The sequence below is a fragment of the Rhodococcus sp. Leaf247 genome (assembly GCF_001426185.1).
Lineage (GTDB): Bacteria > Actinomycetota > Actinomycetes > Mycobacteriales > Mycobacteriaceae > Rhodococcoides.
Map to the genome: position 1 here is coordinate 850,424 of NZ_LMRP01000002.1, position 24,908 is coordinate 875,331.

The 24,908-nt window shown below is 68.9% G+C and carries 20 protein-coding genes; 9 read left to right on the plus strand and 11 right to left on the minus strand.

The window, feature by feature from the left end; genetic code table 11:
* Nucleotides 1-50 precede the first annotated feature (50 nt).
* From ASG64_RS13395 to ASG64_RS13410, 4 genes are all read right to left on the minus strand, one after another.
* On the minus strand, nucleotides 51-554 hold the full coding sequence (locus tag ASG64_RS13395) for a flavin reductase family protein (protein WP_042576158.1): 504 nt from the start codon (nucleotides 552-554) through the stop codon (nucleotides 51-53).
* Between the two features lie 109 nt (nucleotides 555-663).
* Complete coding sequence (locus tag ASG64_RS13400; RefSeq protein WP_056074022.1) at nucleotides 664-2,400, minus strand: VanW family protein; 1,737 nt, start codon at nucleotides 2,398-2,400, stop codon at nucleotides 664-666.
* Between the two features lie 167 nt (nucleotides 2,401-2,567).
* Entirely contained in the window at nucleotides 2,568-3,827 is a 1,260-nt protein-coding gene (locus tag ASG64_RS13405) for a reverse transcriptase family protein (protein ID WP_235579589.1), read from the minus strand.
* Between the two features lie 304 nt (nucleotides 3,828-4,131).
* Nucleotides 4,132-5,430 (minus strand): acetyl-CoA C-acetyltransferase, encoded by a 1,299-nt coding sequence (locus ASG64_RS13410; RefSeq protein WP_042576159.1) that lies wholly within the window; start codon nucleotides 5,428-5,430, stop codon nucleotides 4,132-4,134.
* 146 nt (nucleotides 5,431-5,576) lie between these two features.
* Here ASG64_RS13410 and ASG64_RS13415 point away from each other — a divergent pair, with 146 nt between their 5' ends.
* Nucleotides 5,577-6,926, plus strand: coding sequence for a 3-oxoacyl-ACP reductase (locus ASG64_RS13415; protein WP_056074023.1), 1,350 nt, complete (start codon nucleotides 5,577-5,579; stop codon nucleotides 6,924-6,926).
* Nucleotides 6,923-7,813 (plus strand): MaoC/PaaZ C-terminal domain-containing protein, encoded by an 891-nt coding sequence (locus ASG64_RS13420; RefSeq protein WP_442971139.1) that lies wholly within the window; start codon nucleotides 6,923-6,925, stop codon nucleotides 7,811-7,813. Before ASG64_RS13415 ends, ASG64_RS13420 begins: the two co-directional genes overlap by 4 nt.
* Before the next feature lie 31 nt (nucleotides 7,814-7,844).
* On the opposite strand, the gene ASG64_RS13425 is transcribed toward ASG64_RS13420, so the two are convergent.
* Nucleotides 7,845-8,429 carry a TetR/AcrR family transcriptional regulator gene (locus ASG64_RS13425; protein ID WP_042576162.1) on the minus strand — a complete coding sequence of 195 codons (585 nt, stop codon included), beginning with the start codon at nucleotides 8,427-8,429 and terminating at the stop codon, nucleotides 7,845-7,847.
* 69 nt (nucleotides 8,430-8,498) lie between these two features.
* Nucleotides 8,499-9,674 carry a glycoside hydrolase family 3 N-terminal domain-containing protein gene (locus ASG64_RS13430; RefSeq protein WP_056074024.1) on the minus strand — a complete coding sequence of 392 codons (1,176 nt, stop codon included), beginning with the start codon at nucleotides 9,672-9,674 and terminating at the stop codon, nucleotides 8,499-8,501.
* An 86-nt stretch (nucleotides 9,675-9,760) separates the two neighbouring features.
* Here ASG64_RS13430 and ASG64_RS13435 point away from each other — a divergent pair, with 86 nt between their 5' ends.
* From ASG64_RS13435 to ASG64_RS13440, 3 genes are read left to right on the plus strand one after another with little or no spacing between them, the layout of a single operon-like run.
* Nucleotides 9,761-10,234 carry a universal stress protein gene (locus ASG64_RS13435; RefSeq protein WP_042576164.1) on the plus strand — a complete coding sequence of 158 codons (474 nt, stop codon included), beginning with the start codon at nucleotides 9,761-9,763 and terminating at the stop codon, nucleotides 10,232-10,234.
* Nucleotides 10,235-10,279: 45 nt separating this feature from the next.
* The gene (locus ASG64_RS21290) at nucleotides 10,280-10,441 is read left to right on the plus strand and encodes a DUF2613 domain-containing protein (protein ID WP_082518427.1); all 162 of its coding nucleotides are present in this window, start codon (nucleotides 10,280-10,282) and stop codon (nucleotides 10,439-10,441) included.
* Nucleotides 10,438-14,724 carry an alpha-(1->3)-arabinofuranosyltransferase gene (locus tag ASG64_RS13440; RefSeq protein WP_056074025.1) on the plus strand — a complete coding sequence of 1,429 codons (4,287 nt, stop codon included), beginning with the start codon at nucleotides 10,438-10,440 and terminating at the stop codon, nucleotides 14,722-14,724. Before ASG64_RS21290 ends, ASG64_RS13440 begins: the two co-directional genes overlap by 4 nt.
* Here the strand turns inward: ASG64_RS13440 and ASG64_RS21295 are convergent.
* Nucleotides 14,607-15,797, minus strand: coding sequence for an acyltransferase family protein (locus tag ASG64_RS21295; RefSeq protein ID WP_200933472.1), 1,191 nt, complete (start codon nucleotides 15,795-15,797; stop codon nucleotides 14,607-14,609). The two genes, ASG64_RS13440 and ASG64_RS21295, sit on opposite strands and share 118 nt — an antisense overlap.
* A gap of 120 nt (nucleotides 15,798-15,917) precedes the next feature.
* Here ASG64_RS21295 and ASG64_RS13445 point away from each other — a divergent pair, with 120 nt between their 5' ends.
* On the plus strand, nucleotides 15,918-17,060 hold the full coding sequence (locus ASG64_RS13445) for a DUF3068 domain-containing protein (protein ID WP_056074026.1): 1,143 nt from the start codon (nucleotides 15,918-15,920) through the stop codon (nucleotides 17,058-17,060).
* A 10-nt stretch (nucleotides 17,061-17,070) separates the two neighbouring features.
* Here ASG64_RS13445 and ASG64_RS13450 read toward each other — a convergent pair whose 3' ends face one another.
* The 3 genes from ASG64_RS13450 to ASG64_RS13460 are packed head-to-tail and all read right to left on the minus strand — an operon-like array spanning nucleotide 17,071 to nucleotide 20,255.
* Nucleotides 17,071-18,048 carry an alcohol dehydrogenase catalytic domain-containing protein gene (locus ASG64_RS13450; protein WP_056074027.1) on the minus strand — a complete coding sequence of 326 codons (978 nt, stop codon included), beginning with the start codon at nucleotides 18,046-18,048 and terminating at the stop codon, nucleotides 17,071-17,073.
* A gap of 15 nt (nucleotides 18,049-18,063) precedes the next feature.
* Nucleotides 18,064-19,023, minus strand: coding sequence for a fumarylacetoacetate hydrolase family protein (locus ASG64_RS13455; RefSeq protein ID WP_162245390.1), 960 nt, complete (start codon nucleotides 19,021-19,023; stop codon nucleotides 18,064-18,066).
* Nucleotides 19,020-20,255 (minus strand): lipopolysaccharide biosynthesis protein, encoded by a 1,236-nt coding sequence (locus ASG64_RS13460; protein ID WP_235579590.1) that lies wholly within the window; start codon nucleotides 20,253-20,255, stop codon nucleotides 19,020-19,022. The genes ASG64_RS13455 and ASG64_RS13460 overlap by 4 nt, the downstream gene beginning before the upstream one ends.
* Nucleotides 20,256-20,261: 6 nt before the next feature.
* Here ASG64_RS13460 and ASG64_RS13465 point away from each other — a divergent pair, with 6 nt between their 5' ends.
* Nucleotides 20,262-21,965 (plus strand): hypothetical protein, encoded by a 1,704-nt coding sequence (locus ASG64_RS13465; RefSeq protein WP_442971140.1) that lies wholly within the window; start codon nucleotides 20,262-20,264, stop codon nucleotides 21,963-21,965.
* On the opposite strand, the gene ASG64_RS13470 is transcribed toward ASG64_RS13465, so the two are convergent.
* Nucleotides 21,934-23,139, minus strand: coding sequence for a glycosyltransferase family 4 protein (locus ASG64_RS13470; protein WP_056074374.1), 1,206 nt, complete (start codon nucleotides 23,137-23,139; stop codon nucleotides 21,934-21,936). The genes ASG64_RS13465 and ASG64_RS13470 overlap by 32 nt on opposite strands.
* 132 nt (nucleotides 23,140-23,271) lie before the next feature.
* Here ASG64_RS13470 and ASG64_RS13475 point away from each other — a divergent pair, with 132 nt between their 5' ends.
* Together ASG64_RS13475 and ASG64_RS13480 are read left to right on the plus strand one after the other, a co-directional pair.
* Nucleotides 23,272-24,090 (plus strand): class I SAM-dependent methyltransferase, encoded by an 819-nt coding sequence (locus tag ASG64_RS13475; RefSeq protein ID WP_056074029.1) that lies wholly within the window; start codon nucleotides 23,272-23,274, stop codon nucleotides 24,088-24,090.
* 27 nt (nucleotides 24,091-24,117) lie between these two features.
* A complete protein-coding gene (locus ASG64_RS13480; RefSeq protein ID WP_056074030.1) occupies nucleotides 24,118-24,888 on the plus strand; it encodes a class I SAM-dependent methyltransferase in 771 nt (256 codons plus the stop codon).
* Nucleotides 24,889-24,908: the final 20 nt, after the last annotated feature.

Genomic DNA, 24,908 nt, shown 5'->3' on the forward strand with positions numbered 1-24,908 from the left:
CTCGTTAACCAGAACAGTAAACGATGATTAACCGAAAGTCCACGGCGGCATCAGTGGTGTTCGACGACCAACTTCCGGAACTTGCTTCCCTGGAAGACGATGGGATCGACGCCCGAATGCACCTCGAGAGCATTGATACGCAGCAGCACGATGGCGTGGTCGCCCGCCGGGATCTCCTGCTCGATCGTCGTGTCGAGCCACGCGGATGCACCGTCGATGAAGATGGCCCCCTCGGGCGTCGTCTCGATGGTCAGACCGGCGAACCGGTCACCCGTCTTCGCGGCCAGACTTCGGGCCGCGACGTCGTGCGCCTCACCGAGGACGCTGATCCCGATATGCGCCGCACCCGTGAACTTGGGCCACGTGGTCGACGTGTTCTGGATGCAGACCGCGACCAGCGGCGGGTCGAGAGACACGGACACGAAACTGCTGGCCGCCAGCCCGACCGGGACATCGTCGATCCGTGCGGCGATCGCGACGACCCCGCTGGGGAACGTGCCGTAGGCCTGACGCAGCGTCGCCTGGTCGAGATCGGAGGAGGTGGTCGGAGTCATGAACTCAACGGTAGGGCCGCGAACACCCCTCCGCTACCACCCGGCCGTCCGAACTGGGCAAGCTCACAGCGCCACGATTCGAATCACGCCGAGCGGAACGGCTCCCGCGCTACTCGCACCGGACGATGGGCACCGGGTCGTACTTCACCGTGCGCGTCTTCCGCGAGATCTCCGAACCCGTCGCAGCGTCCGAGATCACCCGGGTGTCACTCGTGGTGAACCCCGGGGCACCACTCGACGCGACACACTGCTCACCGCGCGGCAACCGGACCGTGTCCGGAGTCGTCGGCCGCGTGCGATCCCCCGTGATCGACTCGACGTCGACGGTCTTCGTTCCCCACAGTCGGACCGTGACCGACGACCCGTCGGCAAAGGACTCGATGACCACGCCGGTGTCCGCCGGGTTGCGGAAGACCAGGTCGATGGCCCCTTCGAAGACCGTCGCCTCCCGCGCCTCGGGATAGCGGCTGATGTAGTAGCTGTGCTCGGTGTGGTCGACGTCGTCCATGCCGCCGAAATACCCGGCGTTGTAGAGGGTCGTCGCGAACTGGCTGATGCCGCCGCCGACCGCGCGATCCGGCCGACCGTTGTCGATGATTCCCGACTCCACGAAGCCCTGTGCCGTTCCGCGCGGACCGGTGTACCCGTTCAGCGAGAAGCTGTCGCCCGGCTTCACGACGGCGCCGTTCACGAGTCGTGCGGTCAGGCCGATATTGACGCCGGATGCGTATTCGAATCCACCGGTCGTGTACTCGCTGATCACCTCTCGGATACCGAGCGCGTTCGCCGCGTCCGTGGTCAGCGCTGCAGGCAACGGTCCGTACTTCGCGGCGGTGGACCGTGCGTCACCCGATCCGGCGAGCAGGGCGGGCAGATCTGTCAGGGTCGACGGCCAGTCGATCGCCGTTCCCTCGACCGAGGGCACCACCGTGGGAGAGCCCGAGGAGAAGTCGAAGCGGGCATCCACCGGACGAACCTCGGTCTGCGCCACCTGCGGGGCAAGCAGTCGTGTCGCGGCCTCGACGTCGTAGGCCGGCTCGAGACCACCGTCGCCGTCGGGCGCGAACGTCAGCACCTCGCCGACGCGGTCGGGTGCCAGAGTCGCGACTGCACCGTTCGTGCCGGTCACCAGCACGGGCTCCGACACCGCCGGTTCGGCGATGTCCGTCAGCGCCGTGTCGATGGCGTCCGCGGCGACCGTCGCACGCTCCCCGGACTCGACGACGGGCAGATCGAGCGGGCCGCCCTCTGCCCATCGGTCGACGAGTACCGCGGAGGCACCGTCGGCATCGAGCGTCCTGCCCTGGACCGGCTCGATCCCCCGCGGCACTCCGCCGTCGATGACGATGTCGCCCTCGACGGTCACCCGGTCGAACTGCGGCGCGAGTCCGGACACCGCCGCGGTCAGCGCTGCCTCGTCGACCGTCGACACCACACCGATCTCTCGCGATCCGAAGAACGACGCGATCCTGGTGATGGGCGAGAGTGGCTGATCGCCCGCGCGCGCCACCGTGGCAGCCCAGTCGATCTCCAGTCCGGCATCGGACGGAACCACGGAGGCCGACGTGTCGTCGACACGCACCTCGACGGGTTGCGACGACCGATCACCGAGTACCGAGCGCAGAGTGGCCTCGCCGTCGGCGGCGCTGCGCCCACCGACGTCGATACCGGCAACGGTGACGCCGCGAGGAAGTTCCCCGATCGAGGTGATCTCGTCCGCGGCGTACAGAACGACGCCCACGGCCAGCACTCCCCCGGCGATCAGGGCTGCAAGGCGAACTCCGGACAGTCGGGACGGATCGGAATCGGGTCGGTGCGCGCCGCGCTCCGGTTCGTTCTCGGTCACCCGGCTCCTGTCATGTCGGCTCTTCTGGGGGCCCAGTCTCGTGTTCGAGCCTACCGAGCACGGAAACGGCTCCGCACTGCTGCCGGGTCGGGGGTCAGGCAGCAGTGCGGAGCCATCCTGAGTATCGCCGCCGCCCCGGAAGCGTTACACCCTCGCAGAAGTGCAGCTCACGCGTCCCAATCGACGCTCGCCGCCATATCCAGCAACCGCACCCGACGAATAGGGCTACTCTCACCGACCCACGCGATGAGCCCGTACACATGCGCCCGGAAGTCGGGCAGCTCGTCGCGATTCTGGGCGGCGGCGCCGGTCCGGGCAGCGTTGTGCAGCAACGCCCTGAGGTCGTCGTACCGATCACGTGGGACCGCGGCGGACCGATTGACCACCAGACCGGCCAGCGTCTGCCGGGTATGCGACCGGCGGACGTGTGTCTTGGCGGCGTTGACCTCGAAGCCTTCGTCGAGCGCAATGTGTTCGAGCGCCCACAGGAGTGTGCCCACATCGGTCGACGACGGCCCCGACAGCGCGAGATCGTCCGCATACCGCGTGTAGGTGAGGCCGCGAGCACGAGCGAGACCCGCAACTCGACGGTCGAGCCGCCGGGCCACCAGGTTGGCCAGCGCCGGCGACGTCGGGGCGCCCTGCGGGAGGTGCGGCGTCCGCATCACCGCGGCGCGGCGGGTGGTCAGCCTCGACGCCTCGTCCACCGGCATCGCGGTCGTGCAGATTCCGGCCAACAGGGCCGCCACCTTCGAGGGATACCCGCAGGCTTCGAAGACCGCCCGCACGCGCGGGGCGGTGACCGTCGCGAAGAAGTCGGCGAGGTCCACGCGGACCACTACGTCCTGCTGCTCGTGGGGTCGGGCGAACGTCACGGCGCTGCGACCGGTACGGAATCCGTGCGCGGCGGGGTGCGGGTCGACGTGGTCGACGATGCGATGCAACACGCGGCGCTGCATCTCGCGCATCCGCGGCTTCGGCACCTCGAGAATTCGAATATTCCCGAGATCCGACCGGCCTCCGGCCTTCCCGCCCGCCTTTTTCGGGACCTCGACCGCTCGGTAATGCCGCAGCGGCGGCGCAGCGCGTCGGAGCCATCCGCCGAGGTCGGCGAACCAGTCGAGTTCGGGGACGGTCACACCGAGTGACGTTGCGAGGTCCGCGGGCGTCGAGATCTCGGGGACACCGAAGCGGTAGGGGCGGATGCGCGGCGGCGGCGTGGGGATGAACGGCAACCCGGGATAGCCGACGCCTTCGAGCAGCTCGACCGCTGCCTCGACACTGTCGGGTGCATCGCGGACAGCGTCGGACAACCGGGTGATCAGAGTTTCGACGTCGAACCATCGGTCGAAGGGTCCGAGTACTTCGCCGAGCTCGGCACCGGTCCACGGCACGCCGACGAGCCGGGGCGCGATCCTGCCGATCAACCGCGAACGCCAGAGATTCCGCACGGCTAGGCGGCCCGGTGTGCGGCGGTGCGGGGCGACCGAAGACTGTCGTCGTCGTCGCGCGGAGGCACGCGGAGCGTGCTCGGGCGCGTCGGAAGCAGTGACCGGTTCTGTGAATGTTCCCGAGGGTTTCCCTCGAGTCGGGTCTCGCAGGACCCACTCTCGCCCCGCCACCGCTGCACGCCCCCACTGTGCCAGACCGAACGGTTCGTTGCAGCAGGTACAGAGAAGGACCCGGCCACCCCTCGCAGCCGGGTCCTCTCATAGGCGATACGGGCGGAGCTCAGGCCTCCACGATGGCCGTGATGCCCTGACCGCCGGCGGCGCAGATGGAGATGAGTCCGCGACCGGACCCCTTCTGCGCCAACATCTTCGCGAGCGTCGCGACGACACGTCCACCGGTTGCGGCGAACGGGTGACCCGCTGCGAGCGACGAGCCGTGCACGTTGAGCTTGCTGCGGTCGATCGACCCCAGCGCGCCGTCGAGACCCAGACGCTCCTTGCAGTACTCGTCGCTCTCGAACGCCTGCAGCGTCGCGAGAACGACCGAGGCGAACGCCTCGTGGATCTCGTAGTAGTCGAAGTCCTGCAGCGTCAGGCCGTTGCGGGCCAGCAGACGCGGGATGGCGTAGGTCGGCGCCATGAGCAGGCCGTCCTTGTAGGAACCGTTGCCGTGGACGTAGTCGACGGCGGCGAACTCGGAGTCGACGAGGTGCGCCAGCACGGGCAGGTTGTGCTGCTCGGCCCACTCGTCCGTCGACAGCAGCACCGACGATGCGCCGTCGGTCAGCGGCGTCGAGTTGCCGGCCGTCATCGTGGCGTCGCCGAGCGAGTTGCCGAAGACGGGCTTGAGCTTGGCCAACTTCTCGGCCGTGGAATCGGGGCGCAGGTTGTCGTCCCGCGTCAGACCCAGGTACGGGGTGACCAGGTCGTCGAAGAATCCGCTGTCGTACGCCTTGGCCATGTTCTGGTGGCTGGCGGCGGCCAGGGCGTCCTGGTCCTCGCGGCGGACGCCGAACTCCTTGGCGGTGACGGCGGCGTGATCGCCCATCGACATGCCGGTGCGCGGCTCGCCGTTCTTGGGGATCTCGATGCCCAGCATCGAGGGACGGACGTTGGCGAGCAGCTTGATGCGGTCACCGGTGGACTTGGCCCGGTTCAGCGACAGCAGGAACTCGCGCAGTTCGTTGTTGACGCTGATGGGCGCGTCGGAGGTGGTGTCCACGCCGCTGCCGATGCCGACGTCGATGCGGCCCGACGCGATGGCGTCGCCGACCGCGATGACGGTCTGCATGCTGGTGCCGCAGGCCTGCTGCAAGTCGAAGGCGGGGGTGTACGGGCTCAGCGCACTACCCAGCACGACCTCGCGGGTGAGGTTGAAGTCGCGGCTGTGCTTGAGCACGGCGCCGCCGGCCACGAGACCCAAACGCTCGCCCTGCAGGTTGAAGCGGCTGACCAGTCCGTCGATCGCGGCGGTCAACATGTCCTGGTTCGAGGCGTCGGCATACACCTTGTTCGAGCGCGCGAACGGTATTCTGTTTCCACCGAGGATCGCGACGGGGCGCTTTTCTTTGCTGGTCATCGAACGATTCTCCCTGTACGCAAGTGATACGGCCACAGTTGGGACCGCTTCGTCGTGGACTCTATTCTTACTCACGAGTAAGTTACTTGTCGATACCCGTCCTTCTCCACGACGGTTCCGTACAAACACGACACGAAGGTAGGAACATGGCAGCCACCAAGGGAGCCCCTGACCTCTACTCGCAGTTCCTCTCCTCTGCTCCGGGCGCGTTCCTGGCCAAGCAGGCAGGACTGCCGAAGCCGGAGACTCTGCGCCGCTACAAGGAGGGTGAGCCGCCGCTCGCCGGTCCAGTCCTGATCGGCGGCACCGGTCGCCTCGTCGAGCCGCTGCGAGTTCTGCTCTCCGACTACCCGTCGGCCAGCCCGCACGACGACAAGCTCGGCGCCCTGGTCTTCGACGCCACCGGCATCGAGAACATCGAGCAGCTCGAGCAGCTCTACCAGTTCTTCCAGCCCGCCGTCCGTCGCCTCGGAGCCTCGAGCCGCGTCGTCGTCCTGGGCACCACGCCCGAGGAGACCACCGACGTCGAGGCGCACATCGCGCAGCGTTCGCTCGAGGGCTTCACGCGCAGCGTCGGCAAGGAACTCCGTCGGGGCGGCACCGCCCAGCTCGTCTACGTCTCCGCGGACGCCGCGCCGGACCTGTCGGGTGTCGAGTCCACGCTGCGCTTCCTTCTGTCGGCCAAGTCGGCGTTCGTGTCCGGCCAGGTCATCGCCGTCGGCAAGGATTCGTCCGAGGCTCCCGCATCGTGGGACAAGCCGCTCGCCGGCAAGGTCGCACTGGTCACCGGTGCCGCCCGCGGCATCGGCGCCACCATCGCCGAGGTCCTCTCCCGCGACGGCGCCCATGTCATCTGCGCGGACATCCCCGCCGCCGGCGAAGCTCTCTCGCAGACCGCCAACAAGGTCGGCGGCACCTCGCTCGCCCTCGACGTCACCGCACCCGACGCCGCCGACGTGCTCGAGAAGCACGTCAAGGAGCGTCACAGCGGCGGCCTCGACATCGTCGTGCACAACGCCGGCATCACGCGCGACAAGCTGCTCGCCAACATGGACGACGGCCGGTGGAACTCCGTCATCGGCGTCAACCTCGCCGCTCCCCACCGCCTTACCACCGCCCTGGTGGCGTCGGGAACGCTGAACGAGGGTGGCCGCGTCGTCGACGTGTCCTCCATCGCGGGCATCGCCGGCAACCGTGGACAGACCAACTACGGCACGTCCAAGGCCGGCGTCATCGGCCTGGTCCACGCCGAGGCTCCGGAACTGGCGAAGAAGGACATCACCATCAACGCGGTGGCGCCCGGCTTCATCGAGACGGCCATGACGGCAGCCATCCCGTTCGCCACCCGTGAGGCCGGACGACGGATGAGCTCGCTGCTGCAGGGCGGCCAGACCGTCGACGTCGCGGAGACCATCGCGTACTTCGCGAGCCCCGCCTCCAACGCCGTCACCGGACAGATCGTCCGCGTGTGCGGTCAGTCGCTGATCGGAGCGTGACCGGCGTGGGCACCGTGATCGCTCTCGACTCTCCTCCGAAGATCCGCGACATCTACACCCGCGCGGCTCTGGACTCGTTGCCGATCATCGGCGGCGGGAAGCGCACACCGTCCGTTCCGGACACGACCTACACGCTGAAGGGGATCCGCGTCGATCGGGAGAACCTCGCGGCGTACGCGAAGGTCACCGGCCTGCGCCTGTCCGACGCACTGCCGATCACCTATCCGTTCACCCTGGTCTTCCCGACGGTGATGGCCTTGATGGTGTCCAAGGACTTCCCGTTCGCCGCCATGGGGTCCGTCCACGCCGAGAACGTCATCGAGAGCTTCCGGCCGATCGGCACGTCCGAACCGCTCGACATCGCGGTGCATGCGGAGAACTTCCGTGAGCATCGCAAGGGTCTGATGGTCGACGTCGTCAGTGACGTCTCCGTGGGTCGGGAAGTGGTGTGGCGCCAGACGTCGACGTTCCTGAGTCTGCAGAAGACGTCCCTGTCCGGTGGTCCGCGGGAGGCACCGCCTGCCGACGAGGTCCCGCCGCCCCCGACGTCCACGCTGCGCGTCGATCAGAAGACGGTCTCGCGGTACGCCGGCGTCAGCGGCGACCGGAACCCGATCCACATCTCGTCCCTCGGCGCGAAGGCGTTCGGTTTCCCGGGAACCATCGCGCACGGAATGTGGAGTGCTGCAGCAGCATTGAGTTCCGTGGACGGAAAGATCGCGGACAAGGTGACGTACTCGGTGCGCTTCGGCAAGCCGATCGTGCTGCCCGCCAAGATCAACGTCTACGCCGAGCGTGTCGGCACCGGCGAAGGTCCCGGCCAGTGGGATGTCGCCCTGAAGCACCCGAAGAAGGGCTACCCGTTCCTGACGGGCACCCTGCGCTGACGTACCGACGCAGTGACTTGCGGGCGGGGGCTCAGGCTCGAAGCCCCCGCCACGCGAGACTCTCGAGCAGGTCGACGGCTTGGTGCACGTCGATCTCTCCACCGGCCACCCTGTCGGCCACGGCTTCGCCGGCCCCGACCAGGGCGACGGCCATCAATCCGAAATTGTGTTCCGGTCGCGGATCCTTCGTACTCATCTCGAGCAACGACGCCGTCAGACTGATCAGACGGTCTCTGCTGCTCTGCACCTGACCGGCGAATGCCTGCTGACCGATGGCCTGGCGGTACAACACCATCCACGACGACCGATGCTCGTCGACGAAGGTGAGGAAACCGAGCAGGGCCTTGCGGAGTTGCTCGCGCGGCGTGAGCGTCGGATCGGCTGCGGGCGTCATCGCCTGGACGAACTCGAGTCCTTCGCGGTGGATGCACGCGGCGAACAGTTCGTCCTTGCTCCCGTAGTACAGGTAGAGCATCGGCTTGGAGATTTCGGCGCGAGCCGCGATGGAATCCATCGACGTGCTGTGGAAGCCGTTCTCGGAGAAAACCTCGATCGCAGCGTCGAGCATCTGCTGCTCGCGGACCGCACGCGGCAACCGCTTGGTTCCGCCCGCCATCCGTACCTCCCCGACTCTGCCCTCTGTTCGGGCCGAACGTCCCCTCTGCCCAGAAAGCTCGACTCTACGTCACGAGCAACCGAGCGCCCCCTTGGCAGCGAGCACAGTCCGCGCGGCCTCGTCGACGCGGCTGCTCGGCAGTTCACCGGACGCCACGGCGGCCTCGAGGTTGTCGAGAACGCTGGTGACGGCGTCGGTGGTGATCCACAGGGCGACATCGGCGCCGGCGACGAGCGCGGTCTTCACCGCATCCTCTATACCCAGCCGGGACGTGATCGCGGCCATTCCCGACAGGTCGTCGGTGAAGATGGGCCCGGTGAACGGCGCCGCTCCGTAGCCGGTTCCGTCGCGTAGCAACGACATCACGGCGGGACTGATACTGGCGGGGACACCGTCCGTCGTCAGACCCGGAACGTCGAGGTGGCCCACCATGACACCGACCCCCGACGCGGCGAGGTCGCGGAACGGCACCAGGTCGCGGGCCTGCAGTTCCTCCAGCGGAGGCGTCGTGACCGCGCCGGTGTGCGAATCACCCGAGCCCGCGCCGTGGCCGGGGAAGTGCTTGAGCACCGGGAGGACGCCCGCGTCCCGCAGTCCCCTGGCGGCAGCGCTCGCGTAGGCCACCACCGTCGCCGGGTCGTCCGAATACGAGCGGTCACCGATCACGGAGTCGTCCGGCTGACTGCTGACGTCCACGTCGGGCGCGAAGTCGACGGTGATGCCGAGGTCGCGCAGTCCGCGTCCCCGCTCGAGCCACATCTCGTAGGTCTGGTCGGGTGTCATCGTGGCGGCCGTCTCGCGTGCCGACGGGATGTCGCCGAGCAGGTCCTTCGCGCGGGACACCCGCCCGCCCTCCTCGTCGATGGTGACCATGACGGGCACACTCGACGCCTGCTGCATCTGCGCGACTCCGCCGCCGGTCAGCATCTGCTTGTCCGTCCAGCTGCCCACGAACACGCCGCCGACCTGCTCCGACTGCACCACGGACACCGCATCGTCGGTGCCGGTCACGCCGACGGTCAGCAGCTGAGCCAGTCGTTGACGCATCGTGAGGGCGTCGATCGCCGACGCGCACGCGTCCGGTGCGGGGACCGCGGGCGCCGGCAGCGGCGACGACGATGCGGCAGCCGACGGGGTCGGAGCGTCGGTCGTCGTCGGTGCCGGGGCGGCCGTGTCACCGGCTCCGCACGCCGTCGTGGCCATCGCGCAGGCCGCGAACAAGGACAACATTCGGCGTCGGGACATGACCGAAACGTTATCGCGGAGCCACGCGCGTCGACGACCCGCGACGGTAGAATCCGTGACCACCGCCGATCATCGGGAGGCCTCTCATGTCGTGTGACGTCATGCTCATCGCGTACGACGGTTCGGACAATGCACGGCGGGCGGTGGACTACGCCGGCAGATTCCTGCAGGCGAAACGGGCCATCGTCCTGACTGCATGGGAACCCATGGTCCGCCAGGCAGCGCGCATGTCGGGCCTGTCCGGGGTGATGGCGCCTGAGTGGCTCCCGGACGAGCAGACCGAGGACATCGCGCTCGCCGACGCGAGGGTCACCAACACCGAGGGTCTCGAACTGGCCAAGCGCGCCGGCATCAACGCGGACGGGCGCTGCGAGGAATCCCATTCGGCGATCTGGACAACCATCGTCGAGACGGCCGACGAGGTGAACGCCGACATCATCGTCACGGGAACCCGCGGTCGGACCGGTCTGCGGTCGTTGTTGCAGTCCTCGTGTGCGGACCTGGTGCTCAAGCACAGTCATCGCCCGGTCCTCATAGTGCCGCCGGGTCGGTCGGGGTGACCTGCGGGCAGGCCGGAGGCCGGTCGGGATGATAAGTTCGCCGGTGTGAAGACCGCAGCGATCAGTGCAGTTGTAGGGGCCGTTCTGGGCGTTGCCGTCGTATTCGGTGCGACGGCTGCTGCCTCGTCGAACACCCGCCCGGATGTCGATCGTTCCGGTACCGCCGATTCCTCCCTTCTGAACCAGGTCGAGTACGGCAGCCGCTGACGTCGTCGGCTCCCGCCACCGCGCCCGTCGGGCCTCGGTGGCGTTTCTTCTCTGCGCTGGGTGCGCTGGTTCTGGCGTTCGTCCAGGCTCCGGGCCTGACGGTCGCGGACACCAAGTACGACCTGACGCAGAACCCGCTCGGTTTTCTTTCTCGCGCGTCTCATCTCTGGACGTCCGACGCCACGTTCGGGCAGGTTCAGAATCAGGCGTACGGATACTTCTTTCCTCACGGTTCGTTCTTCGCGCTCGGTGACATCCTCGGATTGCCCGGCTGGGTGACCCAACGCCTGTGGTGGGCGGTCCTGCTGTTCGCCGGGTTCTGGGGCATCATCCGCTTGTGCGAGGCACTCGGGGTGGGCAGTCGCGGATCGCGAGTGGTCGCGGCGCTGGCGTTCGCGCTGGCCCCTCGGGTGATCACCACGCTGGGGTCCATCAGTTCGGAGTCGTTGCCGATGATGCTGGCGCCGTGGGTGCTGATCCCCCTGGTGCGTGTCTTCTCGGGCAAGCCGGTGTCGATACCGCGCGCGGCGGCATCGTCGGCCGTGGCGGTCGCCCTGATGGGGGCGGTGAACGCGGTCGCGACCGCTGCGGCAACCCTGGTCGCCGTGGTGTGGTGGCTGGCGCATCGCCCCGATGCCCGCTGGAGACGTTTCACGCTGTGGTGGATCCCGGCGCTGGCCGCCGCGACGTCGTGGTGGGTGGTGTCGCTGTTCATCCTCGGCGGCGTGAGTCCGCCGTTCCTCGACTACATCGAGTCCTCGGGGACGACGACGCAGTGGGCCTCGCTCACGGAAGTTCTTCGCGGGACCAGCAGTTGGACGCCGTTCGTCTCCCCCGAGCGCATCGCGGGAGCGGTGGTGGTCACGCAACCGGCGGCCGTCATCGCGTCCTGCGTCGTCGCCGCGGCGGGGCTCGCAGGTCTGGCGATGCGGTCGATGCCGGCGCGCGGACGCCTCGTGCTCGTCCTGATGGTGGGCATTGTCGGCATGACCGCGGGCTACGTGGGCGGCCTCGCCTCTCCCGTGTCGGAACCGGTCCGCCTGTTCCTCGACACCGCGGGCGCGCCGCTGCGCAACATCCACAAGCTCGAACCGGTGATCCGTCTTCCGCTGGTCCTGGGGCTGGCGCACCTGCTCACCCACGCGCCGCTACCCGGCACCGTGTCGTCGCCGCGGTGGCGCCGCGCGGCGTCGCACCCGGAGCGCGAACCGTTGATGGCGTTCGCAGCTCTGATCCTGGTGGCACTCACCGTGGCGACGTCGTTGGCATGGACCGGTCGTCTCGCACCTCGCGGAGCGTACGAGAAGGTCCCGGGGGAGTGGTCGGAGGCCGCACAGTGGTTGTCCGACAACGCCGGCGAGGCTCCGGCGCAGAGCCGAGCTCTCGTGGTGCCCGGTGCACCGTTGGCGGCCCAGCTCTGGGGACTCACGCGTGACGAACCGCTGCAGGCGCTGGCATCGTCTCCCTGGGCGGTCCGCGACGCCGTCCCGCTGGTGCCGCCCGGAGCGATTCGAGCCCTCGACTCGGTGCAGCGCCTGCTGGCCGACGGGCGACCGTCCGACGGCATGGCCGACACGTTGGCCGGGATGAACATCCGATACCTGGTGCTGCGCAACGATCTCGACCCGGAGACGTCGCGGTCCACCCGCACGTCACTGGCTCACCAGAGCATCGAGAACTCGCCCGGCCTCACCCGCGTCGCCACGTTCGGCGACGACATCGGACCGGGCCGTGTCGACGGGATCGTCGCGGACTCGGATCTGCGTCCGACCTACCCGGCGATCGAGATCTTCGCCGCCGACCCCGACTACGACGCAGTCGTCGGTCCGTACACGGTCGCCGCATCCGACGTCCCGCGTGTGCAGGGAGGCCCGGAAGTGTTGGCCCGTCTGGACGACCACCGCGAACGCGGCGGTTTGAATCCGGTACCGGCCGGACCCGTTCTCCTCGACGGTGACGCGCGAGCCGCCGGGCTTCCCGCCGACCGCGTGCTGGTCACCGACACCCCGATGAACAGGGAAGTCGACTTCGGATCGGTCGACGATCACAGCAGCGCCCTCAGAACGCCCGACGATCCTCGGCGAACATTGAACCTCGTTCCCGACTACCCCGTCGACGCGGCCCCGCTCGTGCAGGGCTCCTGGACGGGGGCACGGGTCACGGTGTCGTCCTCCGCATCCGATGCGGTCCAGTTCGGTGGTGCGGCGCCGGGAAACGGGCCGGCGGCGGCCGTGGACGGAGACACCACGACGAGCTGGGTGAGCAGCGGCCTCGAAAGCTCTGTCGGACAGTGGATCCAATTGGACCTGGACGAGACGATCTCCTCGGGAGTGGTCGAGTTCCGCACCAGCCCCGGAGCCCTGGGATCTCCGGTGAAGTGGGTCGAGGTCGAGACGGACAACGGCACCGCTGCCGCTCGTATCGGCGAGCCCGGCGACGTGGTGACCGTGGCGCTTCCCGCAGGCACGACGTCACGCGTGCGCATCACGGCGACCCAGACCGAGAACGGTTCCACCGGAGCCCAATTCGCGATCAGCGATCTTCGACTGACCGATTTCTCCGATAGCGACGCTCCGACGCCCGTGACGATCCTTCGCGGCACCGCGATGCCGGACCCGGCGCCCGGGGTGAGCGTCACGGGATGGGACCTGGGGCAGGAACTGTCGGGGAGAACCGGCTGTGTGGACACTCCGGACAGGGTGCGCTGCGCGGGTGGTATCGCGGTGGAACCGGAGGAGCTGGACAGCTTCGAGAGGACTCTGTCGGTTCCGACCGGTACCGCGGTCACCCCGGAACTGTGGCTGCGGTCCCGGCAGTCACCTGCGTTGGCCGACCTGCTGGACGACGGGACGGGTCCGCGCGCTCGCGGCGCCGCAGAGGTCTCGGACGTCCGAGGCTCGGCGTTCGCGCTGACCGACGGGGACGAACGAACGTCGTGGACAGCCGCCCAGGACTCCGTCGACGGACGCGCCGGGACCTACCCCACCGTGACGGTGACGCTGCCTCGGCCGACGCTGGTCGACGGTCTCGAACTGGCGCAGTCTCTGGGAACGCTGCCTGCCCACCCCACTCGCGTCGCGGTGAATCTGGGAACGGGTCCGCAGGTCCGTGACATCGACGACTCGGGACGGACGACGATCGATCTCGAGCCCGCCGTGACCGACTCGATCGTGCTGTCGATCGTCGACTGGGACGACGTGATCGACCGCACCGCACTGGGATTCGACCAGATCCGCCCTCCCGGTCTCGCCGATCTGACAGTGCTCCCCCGAACGACTGCGGCGCCGTTCGACCCCGATCGCGTCATCGAGCTGTCCTGCGCGCAGGGCCCCACGATGACCGTGGCGGGCCAGTTGGTGCAGACCGCGGTCTCGACCACCGCGGGAGCGCTCGCGAGCAGCGCACCGATCCGGGCGCAGGTGTGCGCGGGCGATGTTCCGGTGTCCGCGAACGTCTCCAATCCTGTTCCGCTGCCGGCCGGGTCGCACTCGGTGTCGGTCGACCCCGGTGACGCGTTCGTCGTGGACAGCATCGCCCTGCGTGTCGCACCGCTCGCTGCTGCACCCGGGCCCACACCGAAGCCTGTTGCCGTGTCGTCCGGTGAGTGGACTGCCGACACCCGACGCGTCGTCGTGGCCGGATCGGACGAGGACCGCATCCTCGTGGTTCCCGAGAGCACGAACATCGGGTGGGTGGCGACGCGGCCCGACGGCTCGACGCTGACGCCGGTCGTCGTCAGCGGGTGGCAGCAGGGGTGGGTTCTCCCGGCCGGACTCTCCGGTGAGGTGACGCTGTCGTATCCGGCCGACACCTGGTATCGCCTCGGAATCGTCTGTGGCCTTCTGCTTCTCGTCGGACTGGGGCTCTTCGCGCTACGGCGACGCGAGCCGGATCCGGCGACGGAGCCGACGCCGACCCGGGGCAGTCCCTGGCTCGCCGGCGCAGCGCTGCTCGCTGCCGTGTGGGTGATCGGGGGGATCGCCGCTCTCGGCTGGGTCGTGCTGCTCGCCGCCGCCGTCACGGCCGTCGGTCACCGGTGGGGAGAGCGCGTTCGGGGTCGCGTGCTGGTGGCGGTCGCAGGGCTGGGCCTGTCCGTCGCCGGCGCCGCGCTGTCCACCGGGCCGTGGAGATCGGCGAGCGGGTACGTCGGGCACTCGGCGGGAATTCAGCTCGCGGCGCTGCTCGGGGTGGCCGCCGCCGCGCTCGCTGCAATACCTCCGTTGCGACGACGCTCCTCCCGGCGACGGAGCGCGACGCGGACAGGTTCCTCGACCAGCGCGTAACTGGCCGCCGCGACCGGCAGGGTCAGCGCCAGAGTCACGCCCGCGAGGACGAGGAACTGACCGTCGAACGGCGCGATGCCGAGAACCGGGAAGACCACCGCGAGTACGGCGAGGTGCCAGATGAAGATGCCGTACGACCACCGCCCGATGGTCAGCGCGAAGGGTCCGGCAAGCCACCGCGTGCGCACGCCGACACCGAGTACGAGCGGAGCGATCAGGCAGAAAGCCACGACGGCTCCCAGCAGGACCTTCACCGCGAACTGCCACGCAGCCGGCGTCGTCAGTCCCTGCTCCCCGGCGAGCGGCGTCGAGGACACGGCGAAGGCCACCGCGGCAACGCCCGTCAGAAGCCATCGTCTGCTCGCGATGCGGACCAGCACGGAATCACCGGCCGTGTTCGCGGCCGCCTCGGCGACGATCATCCCGGCGCCGAACCACGCCAGGTAGCCGGGCATCCAGTTCTCGATGTTGACCCCGGCCTCCGTGGCGATGGGCAGGAAGGTCCAACCGAGCGAGATCACCGACACCGCCAGGATCACCGGGATGCGGAACCGGGCACGGGCACCGGCGAGAGATGCCATCGCGAGGCCGATCAGCGGAAGCAGCAGATAGAACGCCACCTCCACCGACAGCGACCACATCTGGGTCATTCCCTCGGTCAACGTCAAGGGCACGAACACCTGCACCAGCGTCAGGTTGGCCAGCCAGAGCCGGACGCCCCCACCGGCGCCGGGCAGCAACGTCAGCACGACGGCCACCACCAGCCAGTACGCGGGCAGGATACGAGCAGCCCTGTGCAGAAGATAGGTCCTGGTCGACGGCCGGGACCGCAGTCCCCGCGCGGCCGCCGCGTGCGGTCGCCACAGCAGGAAACCCGACAGTGCGAAGAACACCGCCACCGCCAGATCCAGTCGACCCAGCGCGGCGCCGATCACCGGAACGGACGTGGTCCCGGTCTGGAATGCGACGTGGGTCAGCAGAACACCCACCGCCGCGAGACCGCGCATTCCCTCGAGCGCCGGCACGAATCCGCTGGCCTGCCCGCTCGGACGGTCGTTCTGCACTGTGGTCATCGTGAGTCGAGTCTGCCGCATCACGTCCGAACGACGAACCCCCCGATGCGTTAGTGTTCGACCCATCATCGGCAGCACGCATCACATCGCGGTGCACAGCTCACAGGGGGACCCTCTATCATGGCGAACAGATCATCACCGTCGCGTGTGATCCCGTCGATCCTCATCGGCCTCGGTGTCTTCTTCCTCGTCGTCGCCATCCTGATCCCGCTGTACACGGTCGGCCGTCTCGAGAAGACACCGCTGGATCTCGAGATCACCACCGTCTCCTCCGGCACCGGATCGGTCCTCGATTCCCGGTCGCTGGCAGCCGGGTCGGCGAAGGTCGATCAGAACGTTCCTCTGGTCTCCCAGCGCTTCGTCACCACCGAGGAGCCCTCGGGTGCGGACGCCGTCACCGTCCAGGCCGGTTCGACTCTGCGTCGCACCGACCGACAGGGTGACACCGGCCTGCTGACCGCGACGGTCGACCGCGTGACCCTCGACCGTGTGACGTCGATGCCCGTCGAGCCGGTCGGGTCCATCCAGAGCCAGAGCGACAAGCCCGCTGAGGAAGTGGCGCACGACGGACTGCAGTACAAGTTCCCGTTCGACGCCCAGAAGCAGACGTACCCCTTCTTCGACATCGTCGCCCGCCAGAGCTACGACATGACCTTCGTCGAGGAGACGCAGATCGAGGGCGTCACCGTCTACCACTACACGCAGAAAATCCCGGCGGTCGATCTCTCCGCCGTCGTGAACTCGCCGGCCAACAAGGTCGCCCTGCCCGCCAGCACCTGGGGCGTCGAGGGCGGGGCCACCCCGATCACGATGACCCGGTTCTACGAGAACACTCGCGACATCTACGTCGAGCCGGTCACCGGAGTCGTCGTCAAGGGCCAGGAGGACGTGCACCAGTACTACGCACGTCGCGCCGGCACTCCCGAGGTCGACGTCATCAAGGGCGTCATCGGCTTCGACGACAACACCGTGACCTACCAGCTGGGCCGTGCACGTGACGGCATGGACGAGATCGCCCTCATCGGACGCACAGTCCCCATCGTCGCCGGTGTGCTCGGCATCGTCCTGCTGGCTGCGGGAATCTTGCTGCTCCTCCGCAGTGGCCGCTCCGGCCAGGGCACTCGCGCGACGAACGCCGGGCCCGGACCCCGCCCCGACGGACCCGGGACGCCGTCCGACACCGGTCGCGGTGCAGCACCGGATCACGACTGGACCTCGGACCGCACCGAGGAGATCCCGCGGACGGACCTCCGCAAGCACTGAGCACTGAAGGTCAGGGGTGCAGGAGCGTGACTCCTGCCGACGCGCCGAGGGCGTCCAGCGCGAGCTGGGCGCCCTCGAGCCGTTCGTGGCGGGCGATCATCGACTCGACCGCCACGTGAGGCAACTCGCGCAGCAGTTCCGGATACTCCCGCGCCGACAGCCCGTGACTGCCCAGCACGTCGATCTCCTTGGCGATCACGGCATCCATCGATACGTGCGCCCCACCGGGCAGCAGGCCGATCTGGACGTGGCGGCCGCGGCGTCGTAACGCGACGATGGCGGCATCGGCCAGTCCGGCGTTCCCCGAGCATTCGAGCGAGACGTGCATGTCCTCCACCACGCGATCGGACGTCGACACGGCGCCGAGCCGATGTGCCAGCTCACGGGCGTCGGCAGACGAGTCGACGGCCGTGACGACCGCCCCGACGGCGGACGCGATGATCACCGCGGACAGGCCGAGGCCGCCGCAGCCGTACACGGCCACCCGTTCGCCGGGCAGCACCTTCGCCCGCCGGTGCACAGCTCTCCATGCCGTGGCGTACCGACAGCCCAGCGTCGCCGCGACGTCGAACGACACGGCGTCGGGAAGCGCGACGAGGTTGGTCTCGGCGTACCGCACCGCCACGAACTCCGCGTACGACCCGTCATGGGTGAACCCGGGTTGCTGTTGGTTCGGGCAGACCTGATGGTCACCGGCAGCGCACGTGTCGCAGGTTCCGCATGCGCACACGAACGGCGTCGTCACGCGGCGCCCGATCCACCGGCGGTCGACGTCGGCACCCACCGAGACCACGGTCCCGGCGAACTCGTGACCGGGAACGAACGGTAGGGAGACGTCGCTGTCGTGGCCCTGCCAGGCGTGCCAGTCACTACGGCACACTCCGGTGGCCGCCACCTGGACGACAGCACCGTCGGGCGCGGCGTCCGGACGCTCCACCTCACGGACGACGCCGGGCCGACCGAACTCCTCGATGACCAGTGCGCGCATGCACGCGAGCGTAGATCAGCCGCGCTGGGCGACCGTGTTCGTCACCGAGCCGATGCGTTCGATCTCGAGGCGCACGACGTCTCCGGGCTGGATCCACCGATCGAGTTCCATCCCGCACCCCGACGGAAGGGTTCCCGAGGTGAGCAGTTCACCGGGGCCGATGTCCTCGGCTCGGCTGGCGTAGGCCAGCCCGTCCGCGACGGACCAGCGGCCGCCCTCGGTGGACGTCTGCGTCCAGACCTCGCCGTTCACCGTGACGCTGCCGCGAAGGTTGCCCAGGTGCGGCAGGACCTCGTCGGCGGTGACCACCTCGGCGCTCATCGAGCTGCCGAACGTCTTGGTCTTCACCACGGGTCCGAAGGGACCGTTCCGCTGCTCGTCCCACTGCACGTCGCGAGCGCTGAAGTCGTTGAAGACCACGAAGCCGCCGATCGCGGCCTCGGCCTCGGCGGGCGACGCGTCTCTGACCGGTCGGACGACGAGGGCGCCGTACTCGAGCTCGAAGTCCAGCAGTTCGGTGTACCCGGGCCAGAGCATCGGCGCTCGGTCGCCCACGACGGACAGATGGTTGCCCGTGTAGTAGATCGGGTGCTCGAAGACGGCGGACCCCGGCCGAAGCGGAGGGAAAGGCTTGCGCATGATCGCCTGGTACGTCTTGGCGAGAGGAAGCACGGCGGGCAGGTTGCGCCGCACCATGCTCTCGGCCGCCTGATGCCAGTGCGTGTCCCACCCTGCGAAGCACCGCAGCGACCGTGGCTCGAACGGCAGTGGGGAGAACGTCGTGGCTGTCGCCGTTCCGGCCGTCACCGCGCGATCGACGAGTTCCCGTGCGGTGTCCCGAGCACGCTCGCCGAGACCGAGGAACTCGACGACCGACACCGGAAGACTTTCTCCTCCGGCGGCTTTCAGGTCGATCCAGCTACCCGTCGGCTCGTGCAGTACATCGATACCCGTCGCGCCCCTACGCAGCCTCACGGACCCACCCCTCGACTCGTCCCCGAACGATCCACCTCCGTCGATCGTGTCACACGCGTACGTGACCGAGTGCTGGTGAAAACCACAACAGTTGCGGCCGCGGCACATGCCGTCGCCACGACGATCAACTCGACGACGCCGTCCACGACGGACAGGACGAGGACGGCCTCGACGACGAGCACGGCCCACGCGATCAGTGCCGATCGGGTGTCACCACGGGCGACCGACGCGACGAGACCGCACTGGACGATCGCGAGCAGTGCGCCTTGCGCGGCGAACAGCCACAGCAGGTGCCGCACGGGGGCGTACTGCTCACCCATCACCAGCGGCACCACCGGGCCCACCACCGCCGCACCGAGAACCACGACGGATCCGACGCCCAGCAGCACCAGGACAGCCGTCCGGACGGCGTCGGCGGACTGTCTCGGATCGGCCATCCGTGGGTAGAGGACCACTCCGACTGACTGTGGCAGCCAGAACGCCGCTTTCGCCGCGACCGCTCCGAGGGCATAGATGCCGGCCGATTCGGGATCCAGGACGCGTCGCGCCAACAGGAGATCGACGGACGACAGTGCGACGATCACCAGCTGTACCTGGGACGCGGCGAGGACATCGCGCCACCGGGTCGCGCTCCCGCCCCCATCCCTGTGCGTGGCGCGCCGAGTCACCACGATGCGGACGAGAAGAGCCGTCACCGCGGTTCCGACGGCCCCGGCCAGGAGCGCCGGCCCCGCCGATCCGCCGAGCAGCAGCGTCGTGACGGCAGGAACGACCTTGGCCAGCCCGCTCACGGCGAGAACGACACCGAGGGCTCCGAACAGCGAATCACCCTGCAGCACACCCTGTTCCGTCGCGAGGAGTACCAGGAAGGGTGCCGTGCACAGCGCTGCGGCCGTCGTGGCGACACTCGTGTCGAGCAACGCCGCCACGAAGGGTGTCGCGACGAGAGCGAGCAGTCCGACCACCGCGGCCTGGATCATCCCCAGTCGCCGTACATCCGCGAGCGCCGCGCCCCGGACCCTGTTGCGGGCGACCACGGTCTGCACGGCCAACGCCGGCACTGCCAGCACCAACTGTGCGGCGAGCAACGAGGCGAACTCGCCGTACCCTTCCGGACCCAGCAGCCTGCCGGCGGGAACATGCAGGAAGTACGACGCGATGTTCGCCAGCATCGATCCGGCCGTCACGATGCTCACCCCGGCCACGACGGTGGACGAGCGCGCGGGGATCATGCCCACATGATGACAGGGCCGAGCGTGCGGGCAGGGGCGTGGTCGGCCGGGTGGTCCACCATTTTGGCCGCCGCGGCGCTCGGACCGCTTCTCGGCGCGCTGCTCCCCGGCGGCGGATACCTCCTGCTGCGCGACGCCGTGTCGACACCTCGCTCGCACCTCACCGAGTCCGCCCTCGGACTGTCCGACGCGGCAGCGCGCGCGGTCCCGCAGGACGCCGCGGTCGCCGCGGCGACCACCGTGATCGACGGCGGCACCCTCGTGGTGGGTGTGCTGTTCCTCGCGCTGGTCGCGGCCGGCCTGGGTGCGGCGAGGATGACGTCGCGCCTGCTGGATACCGATGCGACGGGACCCTCCCTCGTGGCCGCGACGGTGGCGGTGTGGAACCCGTACGTCGCCGAGCGCCTGCTGCAGGGTCACTGGAGTCTGCTCGTCGGGTACGCCGCGTTGCCGTGGACCGTGTGTGCAGCGCGTCGTCTGCGTGAGCGGGGCGATCTGCGGGCAGCGGCGCCGCTCGTACTGTGTCTCGGCATCGCCGGGCTCACCCCCACGGGTGTGCTGATGTGCGCAGCTCTGGCCCTCGTCACGCTGAGCGCTCCCGGCGGCGTGCGCCGCGGGTGGCGAGTGGCCGTCCTCGTCGTGTCGACCGTCGTCGTGTCGGCGCCGTGGCTGGTCGCCACCGCGCTCTCCGGGGCCGGGGCCGGTTCGGACCCGTCGGGAGTCGCCGCGTTCGCCGCGCGCGCGGAGCCCGGCCTGGCCACGATCGGATCCCTCGCGGGTCTCGGCGGGATCTGGAACGCCGACGCGGTCCCCGCGTCCCGGACCACCCTGTACGCCGTCGTCGGCACCGCCGTGCTGCTCGGTCTGGCCGCCGCCGGACTCCCCCGACTACGCCGGACCGCATCGCCCGTGGCCGCGGCGCTCCTGCTCACCGGCGCGGTGTCCGTCGTGCTGATCGCCCTCGCCGCCACTCCGATCGGGCTCGATCTCGGCCGATGGGCCGCGGAGTCGGTACCCGGTGCCGGGTTGTTCCGCGACTCCCAGAAATGGGTCGCCCTGTGGATGCCCGCACTCGCACTCTGCGCGGGCGCGGCGGTCGACGGCCGACGTCTGCGCGGCGCCATCGTCGCGGTCGCGGCACTCGTGATCGTCCTCCCCGACCTGGCGTGGGGAGTGCACGGCGCGATGCGCCCGGTCCGGTATCCGACGGGATGGGCCGAGGTGACCGACCGGGTGGGCACGTCCGACGCGTCGGTCGCCGTCCTGCCGGGCGGCACGTTCCGCCGGTTCGACTGGTCCGGGGAAGCGCCTGTACTCGACCCGGCTCCGCGATGGTTGCGCGCCGACGTGCTGCAGACCGGCGATCTGCCGGTGGGGGCTGTCACGGTGCAGGGAGAGAGCACGGTAGCGCGGCGGGTCGAATCGCTGCTGCTGCGCGGTGCCCCCGCGTCGGACCTGGCGGATCTCGGCGTCGGGTGGATCCTCGTCGAGACGTCGCCCGGCGAACTCGGCGACTCCGCGCGCACTCTCACCGGACTCGACCGTGTCTACGCCGATGAGGATCTGGCGCTCTACGCCGTTCCCCACCCCGCGTCCCGGGTGGCGAGTGCGGTGTGGCCGGTCGGAGCAGCGCACGTTCTGTGGGCTCTGGCGATCCTCGCCGCCGGCGCCGTGTCCGTCAGGGAAGTTCGCCGCGACCGGATTCGGTGAGAAGGCCGGTGACCGGACGCCCGCGCGCGTGATCGGTCAACACCGACTCGACGGCCCGCGAACACTGCGCCCACGAGAATTCCCGCGTGCGCAGCCGTGCCTTCTCCCCGAGCTGTCGTCGCAGATCGCCGTCCTCGAGCAGGGTGCTCACGGCGTCCGTCAGATCGGCGACATCGGTGTCCTGACCGACCCACTCGTCGCCCACCAGCACCCCGGTGACCCCGTCGACGACGGAGTCGGTCAGACCGCGCGAGTGTCGGTAGCCGACCGTCGGCACGCCGTGTTGAGCGGCTTCGACGACGGCCAGTCCCCACCCCTCCTTGCGGGACGGCAGAACGTGGACCCAGCTGCGCGCCAGAATCCGGTGCTTCCGTGTCTCGGACACGTGCCCGTGGAAAGTGACGGCGTCGCCGACACCTCGTGATGCGGCGTGGGCTCGCAGGTTCTCGTCCCACCACCCACCGCCGATCACGTCGAGTCGCAGTTCGGGGAACGATCGGCGCAGCGTCGCCACCACGTCGATGGCGTCCTCGATCTGCTTGTGCGGAACCAGCCGGGACAGGACGGCGAGCGTGGGGACGTCCGCACGTGTCGCCACGTCGCCCGGCACGACGTCCGCCGGGATCTCGTCGACGCCGTTCCGGACGACGGCGACCCTGTCGCGGTCGACGCCCAGGGCGATGAGTTCGTCGGCGGACGGGAGCGACACGGTCAGGTACTGCGACCGACGGTGGACGCGCGGGGAGAGTCGGGACTCGATCCACCATCCGACCTTCGCCATGACGGGACCTGCCACCGGCCACTGCTCGCGGTGGCAGTGATGCACCAGGACGGTGACCGGGGCCGAGGTGACGAGTCGGGCGAAGAACGGGATGCCGTTCTGCGTGTCGATCACCGCGTCGGGGCGTAGACCGGCCAGCGGTCCGATCCCGAGGCGACCCAGTGCCAATGAGGCGAGAGCCCGGGGGTAGACGGTGTACCGGCCGCCGGCGCGGCTGATCCTGATGCCGTGCACGGTCTCGGACGACGGAGCACCGGGGTACGACGCGGTGCGCAGGGTCACGGTGATACCGCGCTCGGCCAGCCCGGCACCGACGTGTTCGAGATAGCTCTCGCTGCCCCCACCTTGTGGATGGCCACTGTCACGCCAGCAGAGAAGTAGAACCTCTCGCAACTCTGATACCACCCGTCACCCCCGCGACACTGATTCATTCGAACGACCGACACCGAATGGTCCACGGGCCCGGAAAAAACCACTAAGTTCTGTTTTATCTCCAACCAATCCGGTTAACAGTGAGGTTTTGTCGTGACTTCTGGGCTGATCGACGGAAATACCCTCGACGGGGTATCTTCCACGACCCTGTACACCCTTCATAACCGGGCCGCGTTCGCGTCCGGTGCGAAGTCCGTCATCGACGACCCCATGGCAGTGAACATCCACCGGTCGATCGAATACGACTGGTCGAAGTTCGGCAAGCCGGCCGCTGCCGCTGCGCTCCGCGCGCGCACGTTCGACTCCGCCGTGCAGGCCTACCTCGCCTCGCGCCCGCATGCGTCCGTGGTGGCGCTGGGAGAGGGACTGCAGACCGCCTACTGGCGCCTCGGCCGCCCGGACAACGACTGGTACTCCGTCGACCTCGAACCCGTCATGAACCTGCGTGCCCGCGTTCTGCCTCACGAGGATAGGATCGTTCCGGTCGCGAAGTCCGCCTTCGACCTGAGCTGGGCCGACGGCATCGATCCCGAACCCGGCGTCTTCGTCTCCGCGGAGGGGCTGTTGATGTACTTCGACGAGCGCATGGCCATCGACCTCATCACGCAGTGCGCCGCACGTTTCCCCGGTGGGGGCATGATCTTCGACTCCATTCCCGAGTGGTTGTCCCAGCGGACCGTCGCCGGAGTCCACCTGACCGAGCACTACACGATGCCGGCCATGCCGTTCAGTATGTCGTCGCGGCGAGGGGCGTCGCTCGCCTCGGAGATCCCGGCAGTCGTCTCCGCGACCGATGTGCTGTTCCCGACGGGGCCCGGCTGGTGGCGCTTCAACTCCATGCCGACCCTGGCGAACAACCGCCTAATCCGCGACCGACGTACGTCCGTCACGGTTCTCCGTTTCGCCGCCTAGCACCGGCAGGCTCTACAGTCAGCATCCGTGCCCTCGTCCTCCGTCACCGCCGCACTGGCTCGACGAGCGACGCTGGGGCGTTCACTGGGGCTCGTCTCGGACTTCCGCTTCGAGCAGAGCGACCCGGCCAGGTTCTACGGCGCCCTCGCCGACGACACGGCGCGGTTGATCGACGAGCTGTGGACCGGGGCCGCCGATCGGTCTCTCGCCGGCTGCACCGTGCTCGACGTCGGGGGTGGCCCCGGCTACTTCGCCGATGCGTTCGCCGCTGCCGGCGCGACCTACGTCTCGGTCGAACCCGATGCGTCGGAGATGCATGCCGCGGGCCTCGACGCCCGTGGCTCCGTACGCGGATCCGGCACAGCCCTCCCCATACGATCCGACAGCGTGGACATCTGCCTGTCCTCCAACGTCGCCGAGCACGTGCGCGAACCGTGGGTGATGGCGGACGAGATGCTCCGAGTGACCGCACCGGGTGGGCTCGTCGTGCTGTCGTACACGATGTGGTGGGGACCCTTCGGGGGTCACGAAACCGGTCCGTGGCACATCTTCGGGGGCGAGCGCGCGGCCCGACGCTATCGACGCGTCCACGGCAAGGAACCGAAGAACCGGTTCGGCACATCACTGTTCCCGATCCGCGCCTCGGACGGATTGCGTTGGGCAACAACGACTACCGAGGGAACGCTGCTGGCAGCGTTCCCTCGGTATCACCCACGATGGGCGTGGTGGTGCGTCCGCGTTCCCTGGTTCCGCGAGATCGCCGTCAGCAACCTCGTTCTGGTCCTGCGCCCGCACTGACGGACCGCCGTTAGGGTGGG

What these genes read in the sequence shown, in the direction of transcription:
- ASG64_RS13435 (WP_042576164.1), top strand. Translation starts at nt 9,761, where the DNA reads ATGTCGTGTGACGTCATGCTCATCGCGTACGACGGTTCGGACAATGCA.
- ASG64_RS21295 (WP_200933472.1), bottom strand. Translation starts at nt 15,797, where the DNA reads ATGACCACAGTGCAGAACGACCGTCCGAGCGGGCAGGCCAGCGGATTC.
- ASG64_RS13430 (WP_056074024.1), bottom strand. Translation starts at nt 9,674, where the DNA reads ATGTCCCGACGCCGAATGTTGTCCTTGTTCGCGGCCTGCGCGATGGCC.
- ASG64_RS13445 (WP_056074026.1), top strand. Translation starts at nt 15,918, where the DNA reads ATGGCGAACAGATCATCACCGTCGCGTGTGATCCCGTCGATCCTCATC.
- ASG64_RS13465 (WP_442971140.1), top strand. Translation starts at nt 20,262, where the DNA reads ATGATGACAGGGCCGAGCGTGCGGGCAGGGGCGTGGTCGGCCGGGTGG.
- ASG64_RS13450 (WP_056074027.1), bottom strand. Translation starts at nt 18,048, where the DNA reads ATGCGCGCACTGGTCATCGAGGAGTTCGGTCGGCCCGGCGTCGTCCGT.
- ASG64_RS13410 (WP_042576159.1), bottom strand. Translation starts at nt 5,430, where the DNA reads ATGACCAGCAAAGAAAAGCGCCCCGTCGCGATCCTCGGTGGAAACAGA.
- ASG64_RS13460 (WP_235579590.1), bottom strand. Translation starts at nt 20,255, where the DNA reads ATGATCCCCGCGCGCTCGTCCACCGTCGTGGCCGGGGTGAGCATCGTG.
- ASG64_RS13415 (WP_056074023.1), top strand. Translation starts at nt 5,577, where the DNA reads ATGGCAGCCACCAAGGGAGCCCCTGACCTCTACTCGCAGTTCCTCTCC.
- ASG64_RS13425 (WP_042576162.1), bottom strand. Translation starts at nt 8,429, where the DNA reads ATGGCGGGCGGAACCAAGCGGTTGCCGCGTGCGGTCCGCGAGCAGCAG.
- ASG64_RS13395 (WP_042576158.1), bottom strand. Translation starts at nt 554, where the DNA reads ATGACTCCGACCACCTCCTCCGATCTCGACCAGGCGACGCTGCGTCAG.